This is a genomic window from Streptomyces sp. A1136 (genome assembly GCF_004795055.1).
Taxonomy (GTDB): Bacteria; Actinomycetota; Actinomycetes; order Streptomycetales; family Streptomycetaceae; genus Streptomyces.
The window spans coordinates 99,458-124,489 of sequence record NZ_SSBJ01000016.1; the positions used below are offsets into that span (position 1 = coordinate 99,458).

26 protein-coding genes are annotated in these 25,032 nt (G+C 71.9%); 11 read left to right on the top strand and 15 right to left on the bottom strand.

Going from position 1 to position 25,032, the window contains the following annotated elements; all coding sequences use genetic code 11:
* Positions 1-112: 112 nt before the first annotated feature.
* Positions 113-1,387 (top strand): PTS transporter subunit EIIC, encoded by a 1,275-nt coding sequence (locus E6R62_RS17670; protein WP_136214404.1) that lies wholly within the window; start codon positions 113-115, stop codon positions 1,385-1,387.
* Positions 1,388-1,465: 78 nt separating this feature from the next.
* On the opposite strand, the gene E6R62_RS17675 is transcribed toward E6R62_RS17670, so the two are convergent.
* Positions 1,466-2,218: an MBL fold metallo-hydrolase gene (locus tag E6R62_RS17675; protein ID WP_136214405.1), complete on the bottom strand. Its 753-nt coding sequence runs from the start codon at positions 2,216-2,218 to the stop codon at positions 1,466-1,468.
* A gap of 195 nt (positions 2,219-2,413) precedes the next feature.
* Between E6R62_RS17675 and E6R62_RS17680 the strand changes: the two genes are divergently transcribed.
* The gene (locus E6R62_RS17680) at positions 2,414-2,821 is read left to right on the top strand and encodes a hypothetical protein (protein ID WP_136214406.1); all 408 of its coding nucleotides are present in this window, start codon (positions 2,414-2,416) and stop codon (positions 2,819-2,821) included.
* A 7-nt stretch (positions 2,822-2,828) separates the two neighbouring features.
* On the top strand, positions 2,829-3,185 hold the full coding sequence (locus tag E6R62_RS17685) for a DUF488 domain-containing protein (RefSeq protein ID WP_136214407.1): 357 nt from the start codon (positions 2,829-2,831) through the stop codon (positions 3,183-3,185).
* Between the two features lie 267 nt (positions 3,186-3,452).
* Here E6R62_RS17685 and E6R62_RS17690 read toward each other — a convergent pair whose 3' ends face one another.
* The 7 genes from E6R62_RS17690 to clpS form a co-directional block, all read right to left on the bottom strand.
* Positions 3,453-4,403 carry a PLP-dependent cysteine synthase family protein gene (locus E6R62_RS17690; protein WP_136214408.1) on the bottom strand — a complete coding sequence of 317 codons (951 nt, stop codon included), beginning with the start codon at positions 4,401-4,403 and terminating at the stop codon, positions 3,453-3,455.
* Entirely contained in the window at positions 4,403-4,690 is a 288-nt protein-coding gene (locus E6R62_RS17695; RefSeq protein WP_136214464.1) for a MoaD/ThiS family protein, read from the bottom strand. The genes E6R62_RS17690 and E6R62_RS17695 overlap by 1 nt, the downstream gene beginning before the upstream one ends.
* Before the next feature lie 101 nt (positions 4,691-4,791).
* Positions 4,792-4,902 (bottom strand): putative leader peptide, encoded by a 111-nt coding sequence (locus E6R62_RS42185; RefSeq protein WP_368773867.1) that lies wholly within the window; start codon positions 4,900-4,902, stop codon positions 4,792-4,794.
* A gap of 77 nt (positions 4,903-4,979) precedes the next feature.
* The gene (locus tag E6R62_RS17700; protein ID WP_136214409.1) at positions 4,980-5,402 is read right to left on the bottom strand and encodes a Mov34/MPN/PAD-1 family protein; all 423 of its coding nucleotides are present in this window, start codon (positions 5,400-5,402) and stop codon (positions 4,980-4,982) included.
* Positions 5,403-5,525: 123 nt separating this feature from the next.
* A complete protein-coding gene (locus E6R62_RS17705; protein WP_136214410.1) occupies positions 5,526-6,968 on the bottom strand; it encodes an amino acid permease in 1,443 nt (480 codons plus the stop codon).
* 324 nt (positions 6,969-7,292) lie between these two features.
* Positions 7,293-7,904 (bottom strand): DUF2017 domain-containing protein, encoded by a 612-nt coding sequence (locus E6R62_RS17710; RefSeq protein WP_136214465.1) that lies wholly within the window; start codon positions 7,902-7,904, stop codon positions 7,293-7,295.
* Positions 7,901-8,215, bottom strand: coding sequence for an ATP-dependent Clp protease adapter ClpS (gene clpS, locus E6R62_RS17715; RefSeq protein WP_136214411.1), 315 nt, complete (start codon positions 8,213-8,215; stop codon positions 7,901-7,903). Before clpS ends, E6R62_RS17710 begins: the two co-directional genes overlap by 4 nt.
* An 80-nt stretch (positions 8,216-8,295) precedes the next feature.
* Between clpS and E6R62_RS17720 the strand changes: the two genes are divergently transcribed.
* Both E6R62_RS17720 and E6R62_RS17725 read left to right on the top strand, forming a co-directional pair.
* Entirely contained in the window at positions 8,296-9,624 is a 1,329-nt protein-coding gene (locus E6R62_RS17720) for a nicotinate phosphoribosyltransferase (RefSeq protein ID WP_136214412.1), read from the top strand.
* A gap of 168 nt (positions 9,625-9,792) precedes the next feature.
* The gene (locus tag E6R62_RS17725; protein ID WP_136214413.1) at positions 9,793-10,395 is read left to right on the top strand and encodes an isochorismatase family protein; all 603 of its coding nucleotides are present in this window, start codon (positions 9,793-9,795) and stop codon (positions 10,393-10,395) included.
* A gap of 72 nt (positions 10,396-10,467) precedes the next feature.
* Here E6R62_RS17725 and E6R62_RS17730 read toward each other — a convergent pair whose 3' ends face one another.
* Together E6R62_RS17730 and E6R62_RS17735 are read right to left on the bottom strand one after the other, a co-directional pair.
* Positions 10,468-10,773 carry a hypothetical protein gene (locus E6R62_RS17730; RefSeq protein WP_136214466.1) on the bottom strand — a complete coding sequence of 102 codons (306 nt, stop codon included), beginning with the start codon at positions 10,771-10,773 and terminating at the stop codon, positions 10,468-10,470.
* A gap of 113 nt (positions 10,774-10,886) precedes the next feature.
* Positions 10,887-13,298, bottom strand: a complete 2,412-nt coding sequence (locus E6R62_RS17735; protein ID WP_206308756.1) for an immune inhibitor A domain-containing protein — start codon at positions 13,296-13,298, stop codon at positions 10,887-10,889.
* A 435-nt stretch (positions 13,299-13,733) separates the two neighbouring features.
* On the opposite strand from E6R62_RS17735, the gene E6R62_RS17740 reads away from it, so the two are divergent.
* Positions 13,734-14,033 (top strand): hypothetical protein, encoded by a 300-nt coding sequence (locus tag E6R62_RS17740; RefSeq protein ID WP_136214414.1) that lies wholly within the window; start codon positions 13,734-13,736, stop codon positions 14,031-14,033.
* Positions 14,034-14,114: 81 nt separating this feature from the next.
* Here the strand turns inward: E6R62_RS17740 and E6R62_RS17745 are convergent, their stop codons facing one another.
* Positions 14,115-14,840 (bottom strand): RDD family protein, encoded by a 726-nt coding sequence (locus tag E6R62_RS17745; protein ID WP_136214415.1) that lies wholly within the window; start codon positions 14,838-14,840, stop codon positions 14,115-14,117.
* A 132-nt stretch (positions 14,841-14,972) separates the two neighbouring features.
* The gene (locus E6R62_RS17750; protein WP_240801730.1) at positions 14,973-16,325 is read right to left on the bottom strand and encodes an RDD family protein; all 1,353 of its coding nucleotides are present in this window, start codon (positions 16,323-16,325) and stop codon (positions 14,973-14,975) included.
* Positions 16,326-16,597: 272 nt separating this feature from the next.
* Between E6R62_RS17750 and E6R62_RS17755 the strand changes: the two genes are divergently transcribed.
* Complete coding sequence (locus E6R62_RS17755) at positions 16,598-17,077, top strand: SsgA family sporulation/cell division regulator (RefSeq protein WP_136214417.1); 480 nt, start codon at positions 16,598-16,600, stop codon at positions 17,075-17,077.
* A 42-nt stretch (positions 17,078-17,119) separates the two neighbouring features.
* Here E6R62_RS17755 and E6R62_RS17760 read toward each other — a convergent pair whose 3' ends face one another.
* On the bottom strand, positions 17,120-18,601 hold the full coding sequence (locus tag E6R62_RS17760) for an FAD-binding oxidoreductase (protein ID WP_136214418.1): 1,482 nt from the start codon (positions 18,599-18,601) through the stop codon (positions 17,120-17,122).
* 96 nt (positions 18,602-18,697) lie between these two features.
* On the opposite strand from E6R62_RS17760, the gene E6R62_RS17765 reads away from it, so the two are divergent.
* A complete protein-coding gene (locus E6R62_RS17765; RefSeq protein ID WP_240801731.1) occupies positions 18,698-20,206 on the top strand; it encodes a lipopolysaccharide assembly protein LapB in 1,509 nt (502 codons plus the stop codon).
* 95 nt (positions 20,207-20,301) lie between these two features.
* On the opposite strand, the gene hppD is transcribed toward E6R62_RS17765, so the two are convergent.
* Positions 20,302-21,456 (bottom strand): 4-hydroxyphenylpyruvate dioxygenase, encoded by a 1,155-nt coding sequence (hppD, locus tag E6R62_RS17770; RefSeq protein ID WP_136214419.1) that lies wholly within the window; start codon positions 21,454-21,456, stop codon positions 20,302-20,304.
* Between the two features lie 134 nt (positions 21,457-21,590).
* Here hppD and E6R62_RS17775 point away from each other — a divergent pair, with 134 nt between their 5' ends.
* The 3 genes from E6R62_RS17775 to E6R62_RS17785 all read left to right on the top strand — a co-directional run bounded on the left by E6R62_RS17775 (position 21,591) and on the right by E6R62_RS17785 (position 24,072).
* Positions 21,591-22,061, top strand: a complete 471-nt coding sequence (locus E6R62_RS17775) for an Lrp/AsnC family transcriptional regulator (RefSeq protein ID WP_136214469.1) — start codon at positions 21,591-21,593, stop codon at positions 22,059-22,061.
* A 65-nt stretch (positions 22,062-22,126) separates the two neighbouring features.
* Positions 22,127-22,729 carry a transcriptional regulator gene (locus tag E6R62_RS17780; protein WP_136214420.1) on the top strand — a complete coding sequence of 201 codons (603 nt, stop codon included), beginning with the start codon at positions 22,127-22,129 and terminating at the stop codon, positions 22,727-22,729.
* Complete coding sequence (locus E6R62_RS17785) at positions 22,726-24,072, top strand: MFS transporter (RefSeq protein ID WP_136214421.1); 1,347 nt, start codon at positions 22,726-22,728, stop codon at positions 24,070-24,072. Before E6R62_RS17780 ends, E6R62_RS17785 begins: the two co-directional genes overlap by 4 nt.
* On the opposite strand, the gene E6R62_RS17790 is transcribed toward E6R62_RS17785, so the two are convergent.
* Complete coding sequence (locus E6R62_RS17790) at positions 24,041-24,838, bottom strand: S16 family serine protease (protein ID WP_136214422.1); 798 nt, start codon at positions 24,836-24,838, stop codon at positions 24,041-24,043. The two genes, E6R62_RS17785 and E6R62_RS17790, sit on opposite strands and share 32 nt — an antisense overlap.
* Positions 24,839-25,032: the final 194 nt, after the last annotated feature.

The following is a 25,032-nucleotide window of genomic DNA, read 5'->3' on the forward strand; positions in this document are numbered from 1 at the left end:
GCATTGGTGTAGACCACGACCGCTTCCCCCCGGCGGCGTGTGCCCCCTTTTCGAGACGTCGCCGTCCCCCTTGGTTCCACCCCTGGCGGCGCCTTGCTCCCCGGAGGAAGTTATGAGTACGGCTACTGACGCCGCGGCGCCGCCCGCCAAGAAGCGGGGCGCCGGCCTGATCCAGGGCTTGCAGAAGGTCGGCCGCAGCCTCCAGCTGCCCATCGCCGTCCTGCCCGCCGCCGGCATCCTGCTGCGCCTCGGCCAGCCCGACGTCTTCGGCAAGGACGGCCTCGGCTGGGGCAAGGTCGCCGCCGTGTTCGCCACCGCCGGTGACGCCGTCTTCGCCAACCTGCCGCTGCTGTTCTGCATCGGTGTCGCCATCGGCTTCGCCAAGAAGGCGGACGGCTCCACCGCGCTCGCCGCGCTGGTCGGTTTCCTGGTCTACAAGAACGTCCTGACCGCCTTCCCGGTGACCGAGGCCGTCATCAACACCACCGAGAACAAGGGTGTCGACGTCGCCGCGACGTACAACAACCCGGGTGTCCTCGGCGGCATCATCATGGGTCTGCTCGCAGCGGTCCTGTGGCAGCGCTACCACCGCACGAAGCTGGTGGACTGGCTCGGCTTCTTCAACGGCCGCCGCCTCGTCCCGATCATCATGGCGTTCGTCGGCGTCATCGCAGGCGTCTTCTTCGGCCTGGTGTGGGAGCCGATCGGCGAGGTCATCTCCAACTTCGGCGAGTGGATGACCGGCCTGGGCGCCGGTGGCGCGGGCCTCTTCGGCCTGATCAACCGCGGTCTGATCCCGATCGGCATGCACCAGTTCGTCAACACCGTCGCGTGGTTCCAGATCGGTGACTTCACCAACTCCGCCGGCGAGGTCGTCCACGGCGACCTGAACCGGTTCTTCGCAGGCGACCCGAACGCCGGCCTCTTCATGACCGGGTTCTTCCCCATCATGATGTTCGGCCTGCCGGCCGCCGCCCTGGCCATCGCGCACTGTGCCCGTCCGGAGCGCCGCAAGGCCGTCACCGGCATGATGGTCTCGCTCGCCCTCACCTCGTTCGTCACGGGTGTCACCGAGCCCATCGAGTTCTCGTTCATGTTCATCGCGCCGCTGCTCTACGCGATCCACGCCGTTCTGACCGCCGTCTCCATGGCGATCACCTGGGCGCTCGGCATCCACGCGGGCTTCACCTTCTCGGCCGGGCTCATCGACCTCGGCCTGGGCTGGAGCAAGGCGACCAACCCGCTGTACATCATTCCGGTGGGTCTCGTCTTCGCGGCGGTCTACTACTTCGGCTTCCGGTTCGCGATCACCAAGTTCAACCTCCCCACCCCGGGCCGCGAGTCCGACGAGGAGATCGCCGAGATGGAGAAGGCCGAGGCCAAGTAGGTCCGGCGCCCTCGCGCACGAAGGAGCCCCCGCTCTCCCCAAGGGAGGGTGGGGGCTCCTTCGTGTCCCGGGCGGCCGTCAGACCTCGTAGACCGCTCCCGGGCGGGCCAGCTCGGCGGGGCCGTCGTAGACCGCGCGGGCGTCGGCGAGGTTGCGGGCCGCGTCCGTCCACGGCGGGACGTGCGTCAGGACCAGCCGGCCGGCTCCGGCGGCGGCCGCGTACCGGCCCGCCTCGCGGCCGTTGAGGTGGAGGTCCGGGATGTCCTCCTTGCCGTGCGTGAAGGAGGCCTCGCACAGGAACAGGTCGACGCCGTCGGCCAGCGCGGCCAGCTCCGGGCACAGGCCGGTGTCCCCGGAGTAGGTGAGCGAGCGGCCGCCGTGCTCGACGCGGATGGCGTACGACTCGACGGGGTGGCACACCCGCTCGCTGCGGACCTGGAACGGGCCGATCTCGAAGGAACCGGACTTCAGGGTGCGGAAGTCGAAGACCTCGCTCATCGAGCGCGGGTCGGGCACGTCGTCGTACGCCGCCGTCAGCCGCTGCTCGGCGCCCTCGGGGCCGTAGACGGGGATGGTGCCGCAGCGGCCGCCCTCGTGCCGGTAGTAGCGGGCCACGAAGTACGCGCACATGTCGATGCAGTGGTCCGCGTGCAGGTGACTCAGGAAGATCGCGTCGAGGTCGTAGAGGCCGATGTGTCGCTGGAGGGCGCCGAGGGCGCCGTTGCCCATGTCGAGGAGCAGCCGGAAGCCGTCGGCCTCGACGAGATAGCTCGAACATGCCGATTCCGCGGACGGGAACGACCCCGAGCAGCCGACGACGGTGAGCTTCATGGAGCGTGAACCTCCGTGGACGGTCCGTGGACGGAATGCGGGCCGAGCGTGCGTCGAGCGTAAGGCGCGAAACCTTCCGTCGCTCCTCCGCGGCGGGCCGTTGTGGGGGGAATCACCTGTGCTGTCACCCGGGGGAGCGACAGGGGGTACGGGCGTTGCCGTGCCGGGGGCGGGGGCCGCGGCTACCGTCGGGTTATGGACACGTCGTGGTGGCCCGCCGCCGTGGCGGTGGTCGCCATCGTGCTGTTGGTGCTGCTGCCCCGGCCGGCGGTACGGGGTGCGGTACGGCCGCGCGGGCCGGGCTCGGCGACGCGGGCGCGGCCGGGTGAGGTGTGGTGCCTGACGGACGGGCGGTCGTGCCTGGTCCTGGCGGTGGGGGCGCGGGGCCGGGCCCGGGTCGCGTGGATCACCGGGAAGTACGACGACCGCCGCGCGGGGGTGATCCCCTTGCCGCCCGGGGCCGGCGGGCGGCCGGGGCGTACGGGCTATCTGGAGGCGGACCGGCCCGCGGAGGTGTCGTCGGCCGAGTTCGACAGGCGGCTGGGCATGCTGGACCCGACGGTGTGGGACGAGGTCAGAGGGCTGGGCGGAGGCCACGGGTGAGCGACCGGTGATCAGGGTGCGGCGGGTCTACGATCCGCCCGAGCCGGGGGCGGACGGTGACGGCGTACGGGTCCTCGTGGACCGGCTCTGGCCGCGCGGGTTGGCGAAGGCGCGGGCGGCGGTGGACGAGTGGCCGAAGGCGGTGACGCCGTCGGCGGAGCTGCGGCAGTGGTTCCACGGGGGCGGGGGAACGGCGCAGGAGTTCCGGGCCCGGTACGAGGCGGAGCTGGCGGAGCCGCAGGCGGTGGCGGAGCTGGACCGGCTGCGGGCGCTGGCCGCGGCGGGGCCGGTGACGTTGCTGACGGCGGTCAAGGATCCGGAGGGCAGCCACGCGGCGGTGCTGGCGGAGTTGCTGGCGCGATGAGCGGGGCGGTGTGCGTGCGCCGGGGCGCGGGCGGGGTGCGGGTGCCGGGCGGTGGCTGCGGGGCGGGGGCGGCGGGCCGCTGCGCGGAGCCTCTCCCCCACCCCGCCCCTTCCCGAAACCGGGCTCCGCCCGGACCCTCGCCTCAAACGCCGGCGGGGCTGGGTGTGACCGGCAAGCTCCGCCCGGGCCCGCGCCTCAAGCGCCGGCGGGGCTGGGTGTGAGGGGCCAAGCGGGCAGGATGTGGCAGGCCGGGCCGTGGGGCGCGGGTCAGGCCCAGAGTTGGCCCTGGAGGACCTCGATGGCCTCTTCCGTCGTCGCCGCCGTGTAGACGCCCGTCGAAAGGTATTTCCAGCCGCCGTCGGCCACCACGAACACGATGTCCGCCTGTTCGCCCGCCGCCACCGCCTTGCGGCCGACGCCGATCGCCGCGTGCAGGGCCGCGCCCGTGGAGACGCCCGCGAAGATGCCCTCCTCGCGCAGCAGTTCCCGGGTGCGGGTGACCGCGTCCGCCGAGCCCACCGAGAAGCGGGTGGTGAGCACCGAGGCGTCGTACAGCTCCGGGACGAAGCCCTCGTCCAGGTTGCGCAGGCCGTAGACGAGGTCGTCGTAGCGCGGCTCGGCCGCGACGATCTTGACGCCGGGGACGTGCTCGCGCAGGTAGCGGCCGACGCCCATGAGCGTGCCCGTGGTGCCCAGGCCCGCCACGAAGTGGGTCACGGACGGCAGGTCGCGCAGGATCTCCGGGCCGGTCGTGGCGTAGTGCGCGCCCGCGTTGTCCGGGTTGCCGTACTGGTAGAGCATGACCCAGTCGGGGTGTTCGGCCGCGAGTTCCTTGGCCACCCGGACCGCGGTGTTCGAGCCGCCCGCCGCCGGGGACGGGATGATCTCGGCTCCCCACATCGTCAGCAGGTCACGGCGCTCCTGGCTGGTGTTCTCCGGCATCACGCACACGATCCGGTAGCCCTTGAGCTTCGCGGCCATGGCGAGCGAGATGCCCGTGTTGCCGGAGGTGGGCTCCAGGATGGTGCAGCCGGGGAACAGGCGGCCGTCCTTCTCGGCCTGCTCGACCATGTGGAGCGCGGGGCGGTCCTTGATCGAGCCGGTGGGGTTGCGGTCCTCCAGCTTCGCCCAGATCCGGACGTCGTCCGAGGGCGAGAGCCGGGGCAGCCTGACGAGCGGCGTGTTCCCGACCGCCGCGAGGGGGGAGTCGTAGCGCATTACTTCGATCCGCCGGCCACGGCCGGGAGGATGGTGACGCTGTCGCCGTCCTTGAGCTCGGTGGAGATGCCGTCCAGGAAGCGGACGTCCTCGTCGTTGAGGTAGACGTTGACGAAGCGGCGCAGCTGGCCGCCCGCCGCCTGGTCGATGAGGCGCTCCTCGATGCCCTTGTGACGGGATTCCAGGTCCGCGAACAGGTCGGCCAGGGTGCTGCCTTCGCCCGTGACGGCCTTCTCGCCGTCGGTGTAGGTGCGGAGGATGGTGGGGATGCGGACCTCGATGGCCATGGCGGGCTCCAGTGTCGTCAAGTCGTCAAGCGTGGAAGCGTGAAGGGGCGTGCAGGGGTGGGGCGGCGCGCGTGTGCCCCCGCGCGGCAGGGCTGTGGTGCTCAGGCAGCAGGACAGATGGCGCTTGCGAGGCGGCACAGGTCGACGTGCAGCCGCGCCACGAGCAGCAGCGGCCTGCCGGGCGTCTCGGTGTTCACGTCGTGGGAAACCATGCGGTCATGTTAACGATTCCCGGTCCCACGTTTGGAGTGTGATCCCGCATCGTGGACCTCTGGCGCTCACATGCTGGTCAGTAGGCCGCTACGACCCGCACTTCCTCCTCGGTGATCACGCCGTCGACGATGCGGTACGAGCGGAACTGGAACTCGCCGAGGCCGTCCTGGTCGGCGGTGGAGACGAGTACGTAGTGCGCGCCGGGCTCGTTCGCGTAGGTGATGTCGGTGCGCGAGGGGTAGGCCTCGGTCGCGGTGTGCGAGTGGTAGACGATCACGGGTTCCTCGTCCCGGTCGTCCAGCTCGCGGTAGAGCTTGAGCAGGTCCTTGGAGTCGAACTCGTAGAACGTGGGCGAGCGGGCCGCGTTCAGCATCGGGACGAAACGCTCGGGGCGGTCGGTGCCGGCCGGGCCGGCCACGATCCCGCAGGCCTCGTCGGGGTGGTCCTTGCGGGCGTGTTCCACGATCTGGTCGTACAGGGCCTGGGTGAGGGTCAGCATGAGCGACAGGATAAACAGACGGGCCCTCCCGTACCGAGGAGTGGTACGGGAGGGCCCGAATGGTGGACGGACGGTACGGGTACCGGCCGGGGCGGCCGGCCGGGACCCGTGGTCCGCGGGGGTCTACTGGGCCTTGGTGAAGGCCGCACCGCGCGGGTTGCGGGACTTCATGACCAGGTAGGAGACGCCCAGGATGACGCCCCACAGGGGCGCGCAGTACAGCGAGACGCGGGCGTCCTTGTCGGCGCCCATCATCACGATGACCATGCCGATGAACAGGAGCGCGAACCAGCTGGTGTACGGGGCTCCGGGCGCCCGGAACGGGGACTTCGGCAGGTCGCCGCGGTCGGAGGCGGCCCGGTAGCGGATCTGGCAGACCAGGATCATGATCCAGGCCCACATGCCGGAGATGGTGGCGAAGGAGACGACGTAGTCGAAGGCCTTGCCGGGGGCGACGTAGTTGATCCAGACGCCCACGAGCATCAGGGCGGCGGAGACGGTCGTGCCGACGAGCGGGGTGCCGCTCTTGGTCAGCTTGGTGAAGACCTTCGGGCCCTGGCCGTTGAGCGCGAGGTCGCGCAGCATGCGGCCGGTGGAGTACATGCCGGAGTTGCAGGAGGAGAGGGCCGCGGTGAGCACCACGAAGTTGACGATGGCGGCGCCGACGCCGAGGCCCATCTTCTCGAAGGCGGCGACGAAGGGGCTGACGCCGGGCTGGAACTCGTGCCACGGGACGACCGACAGGATCATGATCAGCGCGCCGACGTAGAAGACGGCGATCCGCCACGGCACGGTGTTGATGGCCTTGGGGAGGGTCTTCTCGGGGTCCTTGGACTCGCCGGCGGTGACGCCGACCAGCTCGACCGCCAGGAAGGCGAACATGACGATCTGCAGGGTCATCAGCGTGCCGCCGATGCCCTTGGGGAAGAAGCCGCCGTCATTCCACAGGTTGGCGACGGTCGCGGTGTCGGCGGCGTCGGAGAACCCGATGGTGAGGATGCCGGCGCAGATCAGGATCATGCCGACGATGGCGGTGACCTTGACCATGGAGAACCAGAACTCCAGCTCGCCGAAGAGCTTCACGGAGATCAGGTTGGCGGCGTAGAGGACGACGGTGAAGATCAGCGCGTACGCCCACTGCGGGAAGCTGTCGTGGGTCCAGTACGACATGTACTGCGCGGCGGCGGTGACCTCGGTGATGCCGGTGACCACCCAGAACAGCCAGTACGTCCAGCCGGTCACGTAACCCCAGAAGGGGCCGAGGAACTCGCGGGCGTAGTCCGAGAAGGAGCCGGACACCGGGCGGTACATGAGCAGCTCGCCCAGGGCCCGCATGATGAAGAAGATGACCAGGCCGGCGATGGCATAGGCCAGGATCAGGCTGGGGCCGGCCTTGGAGATGGCCTTGCCCGCGCCCAGGAACAGGCCGGTGCCGATGGCTCCGCCGATCGCGATCATCTGGATCTGGCGGGCTCCGAGCGCGCGGTGGTACCCCTCGCCGCCACCCTCGGGCCCGGCGGCCTCGCCGGGCTTCTTGTCGTGCTGCTCGACCTGCACAGAGGTCATGTCTGGTGCGCCTTTCTCCACGCCGACCCGCGCCTTCGATGGCTGCGGATCGGGTCCTCGATCCCCCCGGATACGGATGGAGTTGCACGCCGGCGATCAGCCGGTTCAAGCGAGCCGGGGGACATGGGTGGCGTCCCGGCGGCAGTCGTGAAGATTTATCACGTGCTTACGGGTGATCGAGAGGCCGGAATGTGGCGCACGGCACAGATAAACCGGGACATGAGGCGTGAAACAGATCAGATCACCGCATCGCGGTGATCTGATCGTTATCCGGATTTGAGCGTCCGCTGAGCGAACAACAGCGAAGGGCGGCCGGCGGCCGGCTCAGAGGGTCTCGATGAGGCTCTCCTGAAGACCGCCGAGCCACAGGTACGCCATCACCATGGGCTTGCGCGGATCGTCGTCCGGCAGCCGGAACAGCGCGGCGCTCTCGTCGTCCTCGGTGATCTCCAGCCGCGCCGCGATGGTCAGGCGCAGGTCGTTGAGCGCCCCGAGCCAGCGCAGCGGCAGCTCTCCGGTGAGCTCCAGCACGGCCGCGCCGTCGCCGACCGGTGCGAGGTCGTTCAGGCTGTGGACGACCGCCAGGGCGTCCTCGCGCTTGCGGGTGCGCAGGTCGTTCTCCGTGAAGCGGCGGAACTCGGCCGAGCGGGCCTTCAGCTCCTCGGCCTCGGCGCGCCGCAGGTCGTCCCGCGCGTCCGGGCCGGCCCCGTACGCGTCGGGGAAGAGGCGGGCGAGGGCCGGGTCGGCCGGGGGCTCGGTCGGGCCGTCCGAGGCGAAGAGCACCGCCAGCGGGTCGGCGTCCGCCGCGGGTTCCGGCTCGCCCGGGCCGATCAGCTCCAGCAGTTGCACGGCCAGGGAACGCAGGATGGAGATCTCGATGTCGTCGAGCGCGATCGCCGCGCCGCCGCTCTCGCGGGACTCGAAGGTGCCCATCAGCCGCGGTCCTGCGACAGCGTCGCCCACAGCCCGTAGCCGTGCATGGCCTGCACGTCCCGTTCCATCTCCTCGCGGGTGCCGCTGGACACGACGGCCCGGCCCTTGTGGTGGACGTCGAGCATCAGCCGGTTCGCCTTGTCCTTGGGGTAGCCGAAGTACGCCTGGAACACGTACGTCACGTAGCTCATGAGGTTGACCGGGTCGTTGTGCACCAGGGTCACCCACGGGACGTCGGGTTCGGGGACCACGGAGGTCTCTTCGGCCGATTCGGTGCGTTCGATCTCAATGGGAGCAACACTCACCCGTCCCATGCTGCCACTGTGACGGGTCCGTCGCACAAACCGGGCCTACATCTCGTCACTTTGACGAGATGTGCGCTAGCATCCGTGTCATGAACCCTGCGGACCTGGGCCTGCCGGTGGACGTGCCGTCGACAGCGCTCTTCACGGACCATTACGAGCTCACGATGCTCCAGGCGGCGCTGGCGAACGGCACCGCGGACCGGCGTTCGGTCTTCGAGGTCTTCACCCGGCGACTGCCCGAGGGGCGGCGCTACGGCGTGGTCGCGGGCACCGGGCGGGTCCTGGACGCGGTCGAGAACTTCCGCTTCGACGGCCAGGTCCTGGAGTTCCTGCGCGAGCGGGCCGTCGTCGACGCGCCGACGCTGGACTGGCTGGCCTCGTACCGCTTCTCGGGCGACATCTGGGGCTACCCGGAGGGCGAGGTCTACTTCCCCGGCTCGCCCGTTCTGCGGGTCGAGGGCAGCTTCGCCGAGTGCGTGCTGCTGGAGACCGTCGTCCTGTCGATCCTCAACCACGACTCGGCGATCGCCGCCGCCGCCTCCCGGATGGCCTCGGCCGCGGGCGGCCGGCCGCTGATCGAGATGGGCGCCCGGCGCACGCACGAGTTGGCGGCCGTCGCGGCCTCGCGCGCCGCGTACGTCGGCGGCTTCACCTCCACCTCGGACCTGGCGGCCGGCTTCCGCTACGGGATTCCCACGGTCGGCACGAGCGCGCACGCCTTCACCCTGGTGCACGACAGCGAGCGCGACGCCTTCACCGCGCAGGTGGCCTCGCTGGGCGGCGGCACCACCCTGCTGGTGGACACCTACGACGTCGCGGAGGCTGTGCGGACGGCCGTCGAGGTCGCCGGGACGGGACTGGGCGCGGTGCGCATCGACTCCGGGGACCTCTTGTTGGTGGCGCACCGGGTGCGGCACCAGCTGGACGAGCTGGGGGCGACGGGCACCCGGATCGTGGTCACCTCCGACCTGGACGAGTACGCGATCGCCTCGCTGGCGGCGGCGCCCGTGGACGCCTACGGGGTCGGCACCCAGTTGGTGACCGGCAGCGGGCACCCGACGTGCTCGATGGTCTACAAGCTGGTGGCGCGGGCCGCGTCGGCGGACCCGAAGGCGCCCTTGCTGCCGGTCGCCAAGAAGTCCTCGGGCGGCAAGACCTCGCTCGGGGGCCGCAAATGGGCGGCCCGCCGGCTGGACTCCGAGGGCGTCGCGGAGGCGGAGGTCGTGGGCGTGGGCCCGGTGCCGACGGCCCTCGCGGACCGACAGCTCCTGGTCCAGCTGGTCAAGGGCGGGGAGGTCGTGGCCCGGGAACCCCTGGAGGCGGCCCGCGACCGCCACGTCGCGGCCCGCTCGGGCCTGCCGCTGTCCGCGACGCAGCTCTCGCGCGGCGAGGCCGTGATCCCGACCGAGTACGCGTAGTCGCCCCGCGTACCGGGCCGGGGTCCCGTCCCCGGCCCGGTACGGGCGGGGCGACCGCGACCTCGGCGGCGTTTGAGGCGCGGGGGTACGGGGGCAGGGCACCGGCACGGTGGGGAAGAGCCCCGCGGGGTACCGCCCCACCACACATCACAGCGAAGGGCACGCGACATGCACCGCGCACTGATCGTCGTCGACGTACAGAACGACTTCTGCGAAGGCGGCAGCCTCGCGGTCACCGGCGGGGCGGACGTCGCCGCCGCCATCACGGAACTGATCGGGCAGGCCACCCCGGGCTACCGGCACGTCGTCGCCACGCGCGACCACCACATCGACCCCGGCCCGCACTTCGCGCACCCGCCGGCCGAGCCGAACTACGAGACGTCCTGGCCGGTGCACTGCGTCGCCGGGACCGAGGGCGTCGGCTTCCACCCGAACTTCGCCCCGGCGGTGGCCTCCGGCGCCGTCGCCGCCGTCTTCGACAAGGGGGCCTACGAGGCCGCGTACAGCGGCTTCGAGGGCCGGGACGAGAACGACGCCGGCCTCGCCGACTGGCTGCGGGAGCGGGGCGTCACGGAGGTCGACGTGGTGGGCATCGCCACCGACCACTGCGTGCGGGCCACCGCCCTCGACGCGGCCCGCGAGGGTTTCCGTACGCACGTCCTGCTCGACCTCACGGCGGGCGTGGCCCCGCACACCACCGCACGAGCCCTGGAGGACCTCCGCGCGGCCGGGGTGCACCTGACCGGCACCCCGGTGGTCGCAGGCGCGTAGCGGGCCGCCAGAGGGCGCCTGGGCGGCGGGGCGCCCCCTGCGCCCCCGGCCAGGGAGGGCGGCTGCGAGGCCCTAGGCGCCCCGCAGCAGGGCGCCGATCGGGTGCCAGAGCTCTTGGGCCCGGTCGGGGGTGCAACGCCACAGGAGGCCGTCCGGGTGGTGGAGGACGGCGGTGACCTCGTCGGGGGTCGGCGGGTGGGCGTTGCCGCGCAGGTAGACGGCGCGCATGCCGAGGTTCCGCAGCCTGGTCAGGGCGCGGGCCCGGTTCGCGGCGTGCACGAGCACCCGGACGTTTCCGCCCTCGCCGGAGGGCCTCGGCAGCATGAGCGCGACCACCACGCTGCCGCCGGGCAGTCTCACGAATCCCCCACCGGGCATGATCTTCAGCTCCCCCGTCAATAAGACAACTTCCGACCCGCATCTAAACGCGATCGGCCGCCGCCCGCTAGAGGGCGACGGCCGATCATGCTTTGACCTGCGATTTTGCCGGACTACTTGGCGGCGGGACCGACCTCGACCGTCATCTGGAGACCGTCGTACGGCTCCTTGACGATCTTGATCTTGGTGTTGGTGTCAGTGGTCTTCACCGAACCGGTCGGGTTCTCGTCGTAGAAGTACTTGCCCTTGTGGTCGTCGAAGACGAGGTTCGCGGGCTTCGGCTTGAGGAACAGCGCCTCACCGTTCTTGTGCAGCGTGAAGGCGTCCGTCGAGTAGGCGCTGAACGTCGCGTCGTACGGCTGGATCTTGTTCCGCAGCAGGGTGCCGTCCGCCCACTTCATCGGCTTGGCGTTGGCGTCGATCGGCAGGATCAGACCCGAGCCCGGGTGCTGGCTCGTGTTGTTGTCCTTCTGGGAGGTGTCCCAGAGCCAGACCAGCAGACCGTCCTGGTAGGGGTAGTGCTCCACCCAGTTCGGCTTGGTGTTGGCGAAGCCGAAGTTGTACGGGCCGACCTTGAGGGTCGAGTCGTACGAGACGTAGCGACGGTTCTCCGCCAGGTAGTACTGCGCGTACTCCTTGGTGAAGCCGGCGCCGACCCGGGAGAAGCCCTTGCCGGTCCAGCCGTTGTCGCCGTTCTCGGCGCCGTCGGTGAACAGCGCGGAGCCGTCCGCGGTGAGGGTGATGGCGTCGGCCGTGAAGCCCTTGCCGCCCGCGCCGCCGTCCGTCTGGTAGCGGAAGCGGAGGTCGATCTTCTTGCCCGCGTAGGCGTCGAGCGGGAAGTTCAGCTGCTTCCAGGCGCCGGAGACACCGGTCAGCGAGGGGGCGCCGGAGGCGTCGGCCGGGATGGCCGCACCGTCGGCGGTGCCGGCGAGGGGCGTCCAGGTGGCGCCGCCGTCCGTGGACACCTCGGTGTACAGGAAGTCGTAGTCCTGCTCGATGTCCCACCAGCCCTTGAGGGACAGGGCGGCGGAGGACTTGCCGGTCAGGTCGACCGAGCGGGTCAGGGTGTTCTTGAGGTCGTCACCCATGTTGCTCCACCACTGCGAGGAGCCCTCGGCGGGAGCGACGATGTCCGTCTTGACCTGCTTCTTCGGCAGCTCGACGAGCAGACCCTGCTTGTCCTTGGTGTTGTACTCGGCGACGCCCAGCTTGTGGGTGGACTTCGTCGCGGCCTTGGCCTTGTCGTAGTTCAGCCAGCCCAGCTGGAGCTTGCTCCAGGCGTCCATGTCGCCCGGGAGGTTGCCTATGGAGTCCTTGCCGTCGCCGAGCCAGGAGCCCGCCGACATCAGGGACCAGAAGCCGACGCTGTTGTCGCCGCCGCCGGAGGTGTCGTAGAGGTCCGGCAGACCGAGGTCGTGGCCGTACTCGTGCGCGAAGACGCCGAGGCCGCCGTTCTCCGGCTGCATCGTGTAGTCGCCGACCCAGATGCCGGTGTCGCCGATCTGCGTGCCGCCGGCCTTGTTGTTCGCCGGGCCGGTCTTGCCGACATCGGTGCCGTAGGCGTACCAACGGTGCGCCCACAGGGCGTTGGTGCCCTGCACGCCGCCGCCGGCCGACTCGTCCTCGCCCGCGTGGACGATCTGGAAGTGGTCGATGTAGCCGTCGGGCTCGTTGAAGTTGCCGTCGCCGTCGTAGTCGTTGCGGTCCCACTGGTCGTACTGCGCCAGGGTCGCCTTGATCTCGGCGTCGGTCTTGCCGGCCTTCTTCTGGGCGTCGACCCAGGCGTTGACGCCGTCCTTGACGGTGTCCCAGACGTTGGAGCAGTTCGTCTGGCCGCAGTAGTTCGAGCCGTAACGGGCCTCGTTGTACGGGATCTTGACCCAGTCGGCGACCTGGCCGTCGACCGAGTAGCGACCCGAGGAGGTCTTCTCGTAGTAGGTCTTCAGCGAGTTCTTGCCCTGGCCGGTACCGAAGTACAGGTCCTGGAAGTAGTCCCGGCTGAAGTCCTTGCGCCAGGCCGTGCTGTTGTTCGTCGCGCGGTCCGGCTGCGCGATCGTGTTGTGCGCGGGCCCCGGGGTACCGCCGTACTTCGGCGCCGGCGGCTTGGGACCGTTGGGGCCGTCCGGGTCGTACATGGTCGTGTTGTCGACCTGGTCGCCGAACTCGACGAGGATCGTGAAGATCTTGTCGGTCTTCTCGCGACCCAGCTCGACGTACTTCTTGTCGTCCAGCTTGACGACCTTGGAGGCCCCGCGCTGCTCGACGGCCTTCTTGCCGCTCAGCACCTGGTCGAGGGCGGCCTCGCGCGCCTGCGCCTGCTGCTTGCTGAACGGGCCGGGCAGGTCGTGCTTGACCTGCTCCTTCGCCGCAGCGGTCGGGTCCTGACGCTCCGCTGCGGGTGCGCCACCCCAACTCGTGTCCGCTTGTGCCGTGGTGAAGAAGGCGCCCGCGGCCGCGGTCGCGGCCAGCGTCACGGCGATTGCCGCGCCGCGCAGCGCACGCCTTCCCTTGGAGTTGCCGGTCACTTGATGTCGTTCCCCTCCCGCGGCCGCAGCGTTGGTCGGAACGTCTCCAAAGGAGTGGGGGGTTCCGCGCGGCGCGCGTCTCAAGTGACGACATTTGACCGGAGAGACGCGAGAAAAGACAGACCTTGACTTGTTCCTTACAAGTGCACTATGCGGGCAAGGAGTTCCGCTATTCGGACGTTCGTCGCCAGTCGGGGCGAAGGGGCGCTTCCCGACCTCCACACGCCCCTGGAGTCATACCGGAGGACGGCCGGAGAACCACCCGGGGATGCACGGGAAATGACGCCGTGCGCCCCCCGTGCTCCCGCGCGAAGCCACCCTCCGGTTAGGGCACGCTTACTGACGGTTCCTCTCGGGCATGCCCCGTCGTAGAGTCTCTTGACGCGCGACGAGTTGAGCCGACTCTCCCTCACCGCCTTGAGGACGGATACCGCCATGCCGCGTCCGACTGCCGCACAGCTCGCCTACGGCTCCGCCACCGTCATCGTGTCGACGATCGCCATGCTGCTGCTGTCGCAGACGAGCACGGGGATCGGGATCGCGGTCATCTCCGCCGCCGCGCTCGCCCTCGGACTACTCGTCGCGCTCACCGTGCCCATCCCCCGCCGGCGCGGCAGGCACGCCGCCGGACGGTCCGCCGCGGCGCCGACGGCGACCGAACTCCCCCTCGACGCGCCCTCGCGGGCGCGGGTCCCCGAGCCGAGGGCCGCCTCCGAGCACCCCGTGCACCACTGAGCCCGGGCGTACGGCGGCGCGGACGACCGGTCCCCGAGGGGACGGCCGCCCGCACCGGTCGCCGTGACGGGCCCGAAGGGCTCAGGCCGAGCGCACCACCACCGTCTTCGCCACCTTGTCGTGCAGCCCCTGCTTGTACGGCTTGTCGATCAGCATCGACACGATCAGCGCGAGCGGCCACAGGCAGAAGCAACAGATCAGCGTCGGCACCCACAGCACCGCGCCGCGGCTGAGCGCGGCTCCGGAGGGCGGCACGCTGCCGTCGTTGAGCATCGCGACGCGCAGCCCCAGCAGCCGCTTGCCGACGGTCTGGCCGTTCTTCTTGGTGAACCACCAGTCGTAGCCGACGTACGCGAGGATCGAGATCAGCGTCCAGAGCAGACCGCTGCCGTTGTACGACTTGGTGATGACCTCGGTGACGTCCTCGCCCTTGCCCGTGTCGACGGCGTACCTGCGGGAGCCGAACGGCAACTGGATGAGGAACAGCGGGACCGCGACGATGATCAGGTCGATGATCCGCGCGCCGAGCCGCTTGCCGAAGTCCGCGAGCGGGGGCATGCCCGCGAGGGGGTCCGGCACCCCGTACGGGTGCCCGGCGCCGCCGCTGCCGTTGTACGGGGGCGGCGGGGGCGGATAGCCCCCGCCGCCGGGTCCACCGGGTCCGCCGGTGGGCGGGGGGTACCCGCCGCTGCCGGGCGGCGGCGAACCGTACGGCGAACCGCCCGACGGCGGCGTCGGTTCCTGGGGCCTCTTGCGGAACGGGTCGTCCTCGGGCGGCTGGTCCGGCGGCGGCTGATCGGTGCTCATGGCCCGAGTCGACCCCGGACGCGCGCACCCCGCAACGGGACGGCGTCCGTCCGGGGGGCGACGGTCCCCCGGGCAGGCCCCGCCGGGCCGCACCGGGGGCGAGGCGGGGCCTCGGGAAGCCGCCCGCCAGGCCTAGCGGGCCACGTACGTCTTCGCCGCCTTGTCGTGCCAGGCCTGGCGGCGGGGGCGGTCGACCAGGCACCAGAGGCTGCCCGGGATGCCGACGGTCGCGTACACCAGCCAGCGGCACAGGGCCGCGGCGAAGGTGGGCGGACGCCGGGTGGTGGTGGCCAGGACGCGGACGCCGAGCAGCTTCTTCCCCGGGGTGCGGCCCCAACGGGCGGTGGGCAGGACCTCGTAGAGGACTCCGAAGAGCAGGACGGCGGCGAGTACGAGGCCCAGGTAGCCGGTGACGGTGGCGTCGAGCAGCCAGACGGTGGTGTGCCGGCCGATCCCCCGGGCGGCGTCGACCTTGGCCTCGACGTGGGCCGTCACCCGGGGCACGAGGGGCCGGGCGACCGCCGCCGCGACGCCGCCGAGGACCAGGGAGTCCAGGAGACGGGCCAGGGCTCGGCGGAAGAGGCCGGAGGGGCGGACCGCGCGCTCGGCCATGCGCTCGAAGACGGCGTGCGCGGTGGGGGGCGAGACGGCGGGGGGCGGGACGGCGGGAAGGGGAGCGGCGGGGGCGGCCGGTCGTTCGGGGGCCTCCGACGCGGTCGGTGGGGTGCGCTCGGCGGCGGGCTCGGGTCGCGCCGGCTCGGGGGCGGGCCTGGGCGCCGACACCGCCGGGCGGGGTCGGGCCGGGGCGGGCCGGGGGGAGGTCGCCTCGGGCCAGGAGGAGGTGACCCCGGACGGCGCGTCGCCGCCGCCGGGAGCGGCGGGCCACGCGAGAGCCGGGGCGGGCTCGGGGGCGGGCGCGGCGGGGGCGGGGGGCGCGGCCACCGGTGACCGGGCCGACAGGATGCCCACCTGCGCGGGCGCCTGCGCCGGGTACCGGTCCACCGGCGGCGCGGCGAGCGCCGCGGGGGCGGACTTCGCCCCGGCGGGCTCCTCCGGGTGACCCCAGGACACCCGGACGTCGCGCGGGCCGCCGAAGCCCGCCTGGTGCGCGGGGTCCGCCTGCCAGGCGGCCTGCTCGCCCACTGCGGCGGCGCCGACCGGCTGCCGGTCGCGGTCCCGGTCGCGGTCGGATGCCCGCTCGGGTTCCCGGCCGGGGCCGGTACCGCGGTCGCGTTCCCGGGTCGGTTCCGGCTCCGGGTCGAGGTCGGCGTCGGCATCGGCATCGGCATCGGCGTCGGGCAGCGCCTCGGTCATCGACGTTTCGTCCAGGAAGACCGGGCCCGTCTCGTCCGCGGGCGTGGCGGGCCGGCTCGTACCCGGAACCCACGCCGAGCCGTTCCAGTACCGCATGTACCCGGGGATGGAGGGATCGGGGTAGTAGCCCTCGCGGGCCGCGTGCTCGCCGTCACCAGGGGAGGCCGTCAATGTCCCCAACTCCGATCGTGGCTTGAGGCTGTGAAGGGCAGGACCATAGCGAAGAACCTCCCTCCGGCAGGTCCGGTAACGGGAGAATCCAAGCCTTCGAGCGAACCCTTTCCCCAGCCGCCCGGTTTCGGTCATCCGACAGATTTCGGCCAATCTCCGCCCGACCGCGCGAAGTCGCGTCATACCCCGGCAGATCGGGGCTCTCTCCGGGCGTGGGGCTCGATCCCGGCCCCGCGCACCGGACGCGAGATCCGCAACGAAGTGAGGCCGTCATGCACCACCCCGTCATCGAGCGCGAGCTGGAACTCAAGCTGGTCATGTCCCCCGAGCGCACCATCCCCGTCCCCGCCAGGCTGCTCTACCTGACGGACGACCCGTACGCCGTGCACATCACCTTCCACACCGGCTCCAGCGCCCCGGTGCACTGGACCTTCGCGCGCGAGCTGCTGGTCGAGGGCGTGTTCCGTCCGTGCGGTCACGGGGACGTCCGGATCTGGCCCACGAAGATCGACAACCGGGCCGTGCTGTCGATGGCGCTCAGCTCCCCCGACGGCGACGCCCTGCTGGAGGCCCCCGCCGCCTGCGTGTCGGCGTGGCTGGAGCGGACCCTGCGCGCGGTCCCGCCGGGGACGGAGGCCGAGCGGCTGGGCCTGGACGCCGCGCTGGCGGAGCTGCTCACCCCGACCCCGGCGGACGACCTGTGGCTGCGGGACCCGTGGCCCTCGGACGAGTCGCCGGACGGGGACTCCTGAGGGCCTCGGGGTGCGCGGACCGGGGGCGCGGGACGACCGGCGTCAGAACACCTTGCCGGGGTTCAGCAGGCCCAGCGGGTCGAAGGCGCGCTTCACGTTGCGCTGCACCTCCAGCCCCACGGGTCCCAACTCACGGGCGAGCCAGTCCTTCTTCAGGACGCCGACGCCGTGCTCGCCGGTGATGGTGCCGCCCAGGGACAGCCCGAGCGCCATGATCGCGTCGAAGGACGAGCGGGCCCGTCGCGCCTCGTCCTCGTCGGCCGGGTCGAAGCAGACCACCGGGTGGGTGTTGCCGTCACCCGCGTGCGCGCAGACCCCGATGAGCAAGTCGTGCGCACGGGCGATCTCGCTGGTCCCGTCCAGCATCTCGGCGAGCCGCGAGCGCGGGACGCACACGTCGTCGATCATCGTCGCGGGCCGCAGCGCCTCCAGCGCGGTCAGCGACATGCGCCGGGCCTGGAGCAGCAGTTCCGACTCCGCCTCGTCCTCGGCCGGCACGACGGCGGTGGCCCCGGCGGCGGTGCACAGTTCCGCGACGGCGGCGAGGTCGTCGGGCGCGTGCGGGGTGTCGAAGGCGGCGAGCAGCAGCGCCTCGGTGCTCTCCGGCAGGCCCATCTTGCCGAGGGCGTTGACGGCCCTGACCGTCGTACGGTCCATCAGCTCCAGCAGCGAGGGCGTCAGACCCGCCTCCATGACGGCGCAGACGGCCGCGCAGGCGGCCGCGGCCGAGGGGAACTCGGCGGCGAGCGCGAGCTGCCGCGGCGGCGCGGGGCGCAGCCCGAGCACCGCCCCGACGACGACGCCGAGGCTGCCCTCGGAGCCGACGAACAGGCGGGTGATGTCGTACCCGGCGACGCCCTTGGCGGTGCGTCGGCCGGTGCGCAGGAGCCGCCCGTCGGCGAGGACGACATCGAGGCCGAGGACGTACTCGGCGGTGACGCCGTACTTGACGCAGCACAGGCCGCCGGACGCGGTGCCGATGTTGCCGCCGATGGTGCACTGCTCCCAGCTGGAGGGGTCGGGCGGGTAGTACAGGCCCTGGGCGGCGACGGCGCGGGAGAGGACGGCGTTGACCACGCCAGGCTCGACGACGGCGATCCGGTCGACGGCGGAGATCTCCAGGATGCGGTCCATCTTCACCAGGGAGAGCACGATGCAGCCGTCGGAGGCGTTGGCGGCGCCCGACAGGCCCGTACGGGCGCCCTGGGGAACCACGGGGACGCGCAGGGCGGTCGCGGTGCGCAGCACGTGCTGCACCTGCTCCACGGTCCGGGGCAGGACGACGGCGGCCGGTGTGCCGGCGGCGCAGAAGCTCGCCATGTCGGTGGCGTAGGAGGCGGTCACCTGGGGGTCGGACAGGACCGCTTCCGCGGGCAGCCCGTCGAGGAGCGCTTGGAGGAGGGCCTCGCGGGACGCCTCGTGGCGTGCCTCGTCGGGTTCCTCGCGGGGTGCGGCGTCGTGGGGGTTCGCGCGGGGGGTGTCGTGGGGGTTCGCGCGGGGTGAGGTGGAGAGGTCGTCATCCATGGGCTCAGCGTGGCACCTGGGGCCATAGGTGTGAACACGGACGCGACCCTCTTCGGACACCCCGGCGCACTCTTCATATTGACGCACAGTGAACGCATGGACCGTATCGACTACGCATCGGAGCAGGCCGAGCCGGCCGTGACGTTCACCGGCCGCAAGACGCTCGTGGCGGCCGCGGTCGCGGTGGTCCTGATCGTCGGGGCCCTGGTGATCAGGCCCGCCCGCACCGGGGACGACGCGCGCCCGCCGGGGCCGAGCCAGCGGGCGGCGTCGGCGATGGGCCTGGGCGCCCCGGCGGCGGCCGTGGACCTGACGGCGCTGGTCGCGGACCGGGAGAAATGGCTCGCCAAGCACCCAGATGACGATGCCTCCTGGGCCGTGCTCGGATCGGCCTATCTGGAGCAGGCGCGGCGCACGGCCGCCCCGGACTGGTTCCCGAAGGCGGAGGGGGCCCTGAAACGGTCGCTGGAGTTGCGGCCCCCCGAGAAGGGCAACTTCGACGCGATGACGGGCATGGGCGCGCTGGCCAACGCCCGGCGCGACTTCGGGACCGCGAAGAAGTGGGGCGAGTTGGTACGGGCGCAGGCGCCGCGGCGCTGGACGGCGTACCCCGTGCTCGTGGACGCGTACTCCGGGCTCGGCGACTACAAGGCCGCGCAGAAGGCGCTGGAGCGGCTGGACGAGCTGCACTCGGGGCTGGCGGCGTACGTCAAGGCCTCCGAGGTGTACCGGGACCGCGGCTGGCGCGAGGACGCGGTGATGGCGATGGAGCACGCGGCCGGCGCGGCGAAGGCCCCGGCGGAGAAGGCGTACACGCTGTTCCGGCTCGGGGAGCTGTCCTGGGAGCGGGGCGACCCGGAGGAGGCGCTGAGCCAGTACGAGGCGGCGCTGCGGACGGATCCGGCGCAGGCGGAGGCCTTGGGCGGCCGGGCCCGGGCCCTGGCCTCGCTGGGGCGGGGCGGTGAGGCGGTACGGGACTACCGGATGGCGCTGGGGCGGGCGGCGCTGCCGCGCCTGCAACTGGAGCTGGGCGAGCTGCTGGAGTCGATGGGGCGGGCGGAGGAGGCCCGGGTGCCGTACGAGGCGCTCGGGGCCCTGGCGGCGGCCGAGGGCGCGCAGCCGGTGGACGAGAACGTGGTGCTCGGGCTCTACGAGGCCGACCACCGCGATCCCGAGGCGGCGGTGCGCCGGCTGACGCAGGAGTGGGGGCGGCACAAGAGCATGGAGGTCGCGGACGCGCTGGGGTGGGCGCTGCACCGTACGGGCGACGACGCGATGGCGCTGGAGTACGCGAAGAAGGCGACGGAACCGGGGCTGCGCAGCGCGGAGTTCTCCTACCACCGGGCGGTGATCGAGCGCGGCCTGGGCGACGAGGCGGGGGCGCGGCGGCACTTGCAGGAGGCCCTGCGGACGAACCCGGGCTTCTCGCCGCTGCGGGGCCCGCTGGCGAAGGAGACCCTCGCCGCCCTGGCCCAGCCCCCTCCGGGCGGCCCGGAGAACATGCAGCCGGCCACCCCCTGGGTCGCCCCGGACCTCCCGAAGGCCGCCCCCAAACCGAAGCCCTCGCAACCCGGCCCCGCCAAAACCGACCAGACGGGCACCTGAGACGCCTCCCCGGCCCCGGCACCGACCGGCCCCGCACGCCACGGCCCCGCCGCCCCCTGAGGGGGGCGGCGGGGCCGTGCGGCGGTCGGCGCGGCTTACAGGTTGCCGCGCTTCTCCTGCTCGCGCTCGATCGCTTCGAACAGCGCCTTGAAGTTGCCCTTGCCGAACCCCATCGACCCGTGCCGCTCGATGATCTCGAAGAACACGGTCGGCCGGTCCTGCACCGGCTTGGTGAAGATCTGCAGCAGGTAGCCGTCCTCGTCGCGGTCGACGAGGATCTTGAGCTCGCGCAGCGTCTCCACCGGCACCCGCGTCTCGCCGGCCCACTCGCCGAGCGTGTCGTAGTACGAGTCCGGGGTGTCGAGGAACTGCACGCCCGCCGCCCGCATGGACCGAACCGTCGCCACGATGTCGTTGGAGGCCAGCGCGATGTGCTGGACGCCCGCACCGCCGTAGAACTCCAGGTACTCGTCGATCTGCGACTTCTTCTTCGCGATCGCCGGCTCGTTGATCGGGAACTTCACCTTGAGGGTGCCGTCCGCGACCACCTTCGACATCAGCGCCGAGTACTCGGTCGCGATGTCGTCGCCCACGAACTCCTTCATGTTCGTGAAGCCCATGACCTTGTTGTAGAACGCCACCCACTCGTTCATCCGACCGAGCTCGACGTTGCCCACGCAGTGGTCGATCGCCTGGAAGGTGCGCTTGGCCGGCGGCTCGACCATCGGGTCGACGGCGACGAAGCCCGGCAGGTAGGGGCCGGAGTACTCCTTGCGCTCCACCAGGGTGTGGCGGGTCTGGCCGTAGGTCGCGATCGCGGCGAGGACGACCGTGCCGTGCTCGTCCTTGACCTCGTACGGCTCGTCCAGCCCGCGCGCGCCGTGCTCGACGGCGTACGCGTACGCCGCACGGGCGTCCGGGACCTCGATCGCGAGGTCGATCACGCCGTCGCCGTGCTCGGCGACGTGCTCGGCGAGGAACCGGCCGTGGTCCGTGGCCGCCTTGATGACGGAGGTCAGGACGAAGCGGGCGGAGCCGTTGGTCAGGACGTAGCTGGCCGTCTCGCGGACGCCGTTCTCCGGTCCGGAGTAGGCGACGAGCTTCATGCCGAACGCGGTGGAGTAGTAGTGCGCGGCCTGCTTGGCGTTGCCGACGGCGAAGACGACCGCGTCCATGCCCTTCACGGGGAAGGGGTCGGCCTCACGCGCGGTGGCCGGGGTGGTTTCGAGGTTCGCCAAAGACTCAGTCATGAGCGCAGAGTCCCGCCGATCCACAAGCTGCGCAATAGTTTCGATTTCCGCTGTACACATTGCCCAGCACGGTCCGAGACTGGCTGGGAGATCTGTGCAGTATGACCACCCCGCCGCTCGGTCCGGAGGAAGCCATGGGAATCGACGAACTGGACGGGCGCCTGATCGTGCTCCTGGCGCGTGAGCCCCGGATCGGGGTGCTGGAGGCGTCCCGGCGGCTCGGCGTGGCGCGCGGCACGGCGCAGGCGCGCCTGGACCGGCTCCAGTCGAAGGGGGTCATCCGCGGTTTCGGTCCGCAGGTCGATCCGGCGGCGCTCGGCTACCCGGTGACCGCCTTCGCCACGCTGGAGATCAAACAGGGCCAAGGGGCCGACGTACGGGCCCACCTGGACGGGGTGCCGGAGGTGCTGGAGCTCCACACGACGACCGGGCAGGGGGACATGTTGTGCCGGCTGGTGGCCCGCTCCAACGCGGACCTCCAACGGGTGATCGACCGGGTGGTCGGCTTCGAGGGGATCGTGCGGGCCTCCACGGCGATCGTGATGGAGAACCCGGTGCCCCTGCGGATCATCCCGCTGGTCGAACAGGCCGCCGCTGACGACTGATTGACCCCCTGACGAGTTGCAAAGAAACCCTTGCATAGGACTCTTTGCAACTCTACGGTGAGTCCGTGCCCGAGACGCCGGAAGTCCCAGAGCCCCAGGTCCGCACCCTCGACGCCCGCTCACTGCGCGGCATCGCCCACCCTCTGCGCATGCGCATGTTGGCCGCCCTCCGCCACGACGGGCCGGCCACCGCCTCCCGGCTCGCCGAGCGGCTCGGCGAGTCGAGCGGGTCCACCAGCTACCACCTGCGCCAGCTCGCCGCCTACGGGTTCGTCGAGGACGCGCCCGAGCACGGCAAGGGCCGCGAGCGGTGGTGGAAGGCCTCCCACGACGGCATGCGGTTCGACGAGTCGCTGCTCTACGACGACGACCCGGCCACCCGCGGCGCGGCGGACTTCTTCCTGCACGAGGTCGCGACCATCCACGCGCAGGAGGTGAGCACCTGGCTCGGCAACGCCCACACCTGGTCGGCCGCGTGGCGACGCGGCTCCGATCTCAGCGACTTCACGCTGCACCTGACGGCCGAGGAGAGCCTCGACCTGATCCACAAGATGCACGACCTGGTCAACGGCTTCCGCGACCTGCCACCCGCCGAGGGCCGATTGCCGGTCCGCGTCCACACCCACGCGTTCCCCCGCCAAGGCGCCCGCGCGCGGCGCACGTCATGAGCAAACGTCCCCTCGCCGCGGTCCTGACCGCCAACACCGTCTCCATAGCGGGCAGTTCCCTCACCCTCATCGGGGTGCCCTGGTTCGTGCTCCAGACCACCGGAAGCGCCGGCCGGGCCGGGGTCGTCGCCTTCTGCGCCACTCTGCCCGTGATCGTGGCGGCCCTCGTCGGCGGCCCCGTCATCGACCGGATCGGACGCCGCCGGGTGTCCGCCGCCTCCGACCTGATCTGCGCGCTGTCCGTCGGCGCCATCCCGCTGCTGCACTACGCGGGGCTGCTGGAGTTCTGGATGCTGTGCGCCCTGATGGCGCTCGGCGGCCTCGTCCACACCCCGGGCCTGACCGCCCGCGGCGTCCTGCTCCCCGACCTCGCCGAACACGCCGGCACCCCCCTCGCCCGTGCGGCCGGTTTCTACGACGCCGTCTCGCGCGGTGCCCGCATGATCGGGGCCGCCCTGGCCGGACTGTTGATCGCCGCGTTCGGGGCCGAGTCGATCCTGCTCGTGGACGCCGCCACCTTCGCCGCGTCGGCTCTGCTGGTCACCGCCTTCCTGCGGGGCGTGCCGGCGGCCGAGCCGCAGCGTGCCGCGGGGAAGATCTCGTTCGCCGGCTACCGGGGCGAACTCGCGGAGGGCTGGGGCTTCGTGACCCGGTCGCGGCTGCTGCTGGGCATCACCTTGATGGTGATGACGACCAACGGCCTGGACCAGGGCTGGTCCTCGGTCCTGCTGCCCGTGCACGGCCGCGAGGCCCTCGGCGGTCCCGCCGCGATCGGCCTGATGGTGTCCCTGTTCGGCGGCTCCGCGCTGCTCGGCGCGCTCCTCTACGGGATGTGGGGCGAGCGGCTGGACCGCCGGACGGTGTTCGCGGTGGCGTTCCTGCTGTGCGGGGCGCCCCGGTACCTGGTGGCCGCCGTCACCGACACCCCGTGGCCGCTCGCGGTGACCATGGCGCTGTCGGGGCTGGGGGCGGGCGTGCTCAACCCGATCCTGTCCACGGTGGTCTACGAGCAGGTGCCGGACGCGCTGCGCAGCCGGGTCGCCGGGGTGACCACGGCGGGCTGTGAGTTGACGATGCCGCTGGGCGGTCTCGCGGCGGGCATGCTGGTCGACGGTTTCGGCGCCGCCCCGGCGCTCCTCGCCTTCGGCGGCGTCTGCCTGTTGGCGACGCTGAGCCCCCTGGTGTTCCCGGCCTGGCGCGGCATGGACCGTCCGGCGCTCCCGGGAGGACCGGAGGTGCCGGGAGGGCCGGAGGGCGCGCGGGTGGCGGCGGCCGGTGCCCCCGTGCCGGCGGCGGGTCCGCCCGTACCGGTCAGCAGGACGGAACCGGCGCCCCTCGGTTGAGTGCGCGGAGGGCGTCCACCGCGCTGGTCAACGAGGTGACGGGGATCAGCCGGAGTCCCTCGGGGAGCTCGGAGCGGGCGTCGGAGCACTCCGCCTTCGGGACGAGGAACACGCTCGCCCCGTCGCGCTTGGCGGCCTGCGTCTTGAGGGCGACACCGCCGACCGCGCCGACGTCGCCCCCGGCGTCGATGGTTCCCGTACCGGCGATGACGCGGCCTCCGGTGAGGTCGCCGCCGCTGCCGTCGCCGTCGAGCTTGTCGACGATGCCCAGGGAGAACAGCAGGCCGGCGCTGGGGCCGCCGACGTCGGCCAGGTGGAGCTCGGCCTTCACCGTCTTGGGGTCCTTGCGCAGGTAACCGAGCGCGGCCTCGGAGGCGCTCGACTGGGACGTGGCCATTTCCTCCAGGTTGTGCTGCTCGATCTCCTTGTCGCTTCCGCCCGACGGGTAGACGGCCTCCCGGGGCATGACGGCCCGGGTGTGGTCGAACCAGCGGGAGACGAGTTCGGGCAGCCGTACCGTCGAGGAGGGGCCGGTGGCCTGGATGGTGGTCATCCGCAGCTGGCCCCTGGTCTCCCGGGTGGGGGCGCCGGTGACGACGATGACGGGCTTGCCGTCGCGCGCGCCGAGCACGTCGGCGGTGAGCCCCGGCTGGGCGATCACGAAGGGCAGCGGCGCGAAGGCCGCCGCGACGAACAGCCCGAGGACGGGCAGGGCGCAGAGGCCCAGGGCAGCGGGACGCGGCAGACGTGTGAGGCGAGAGAGCACTCGGTCAATCTATCGGGCCCGTGCGGAACGCCATCGTGCGCACGCCAGTGCCCGCGCCCCGGCGGACCGGGACCCGGCGCCCGCCCCGCCCCGCCGCAGGAGGCCTCGGCGCGAGCCCGTAGGCGCCACATCACGCGCGCCGGCCCATCGGCGCGGGCCGGTGGCGCGGGCGTCGGCGCGGGCCGGTGGCGCGG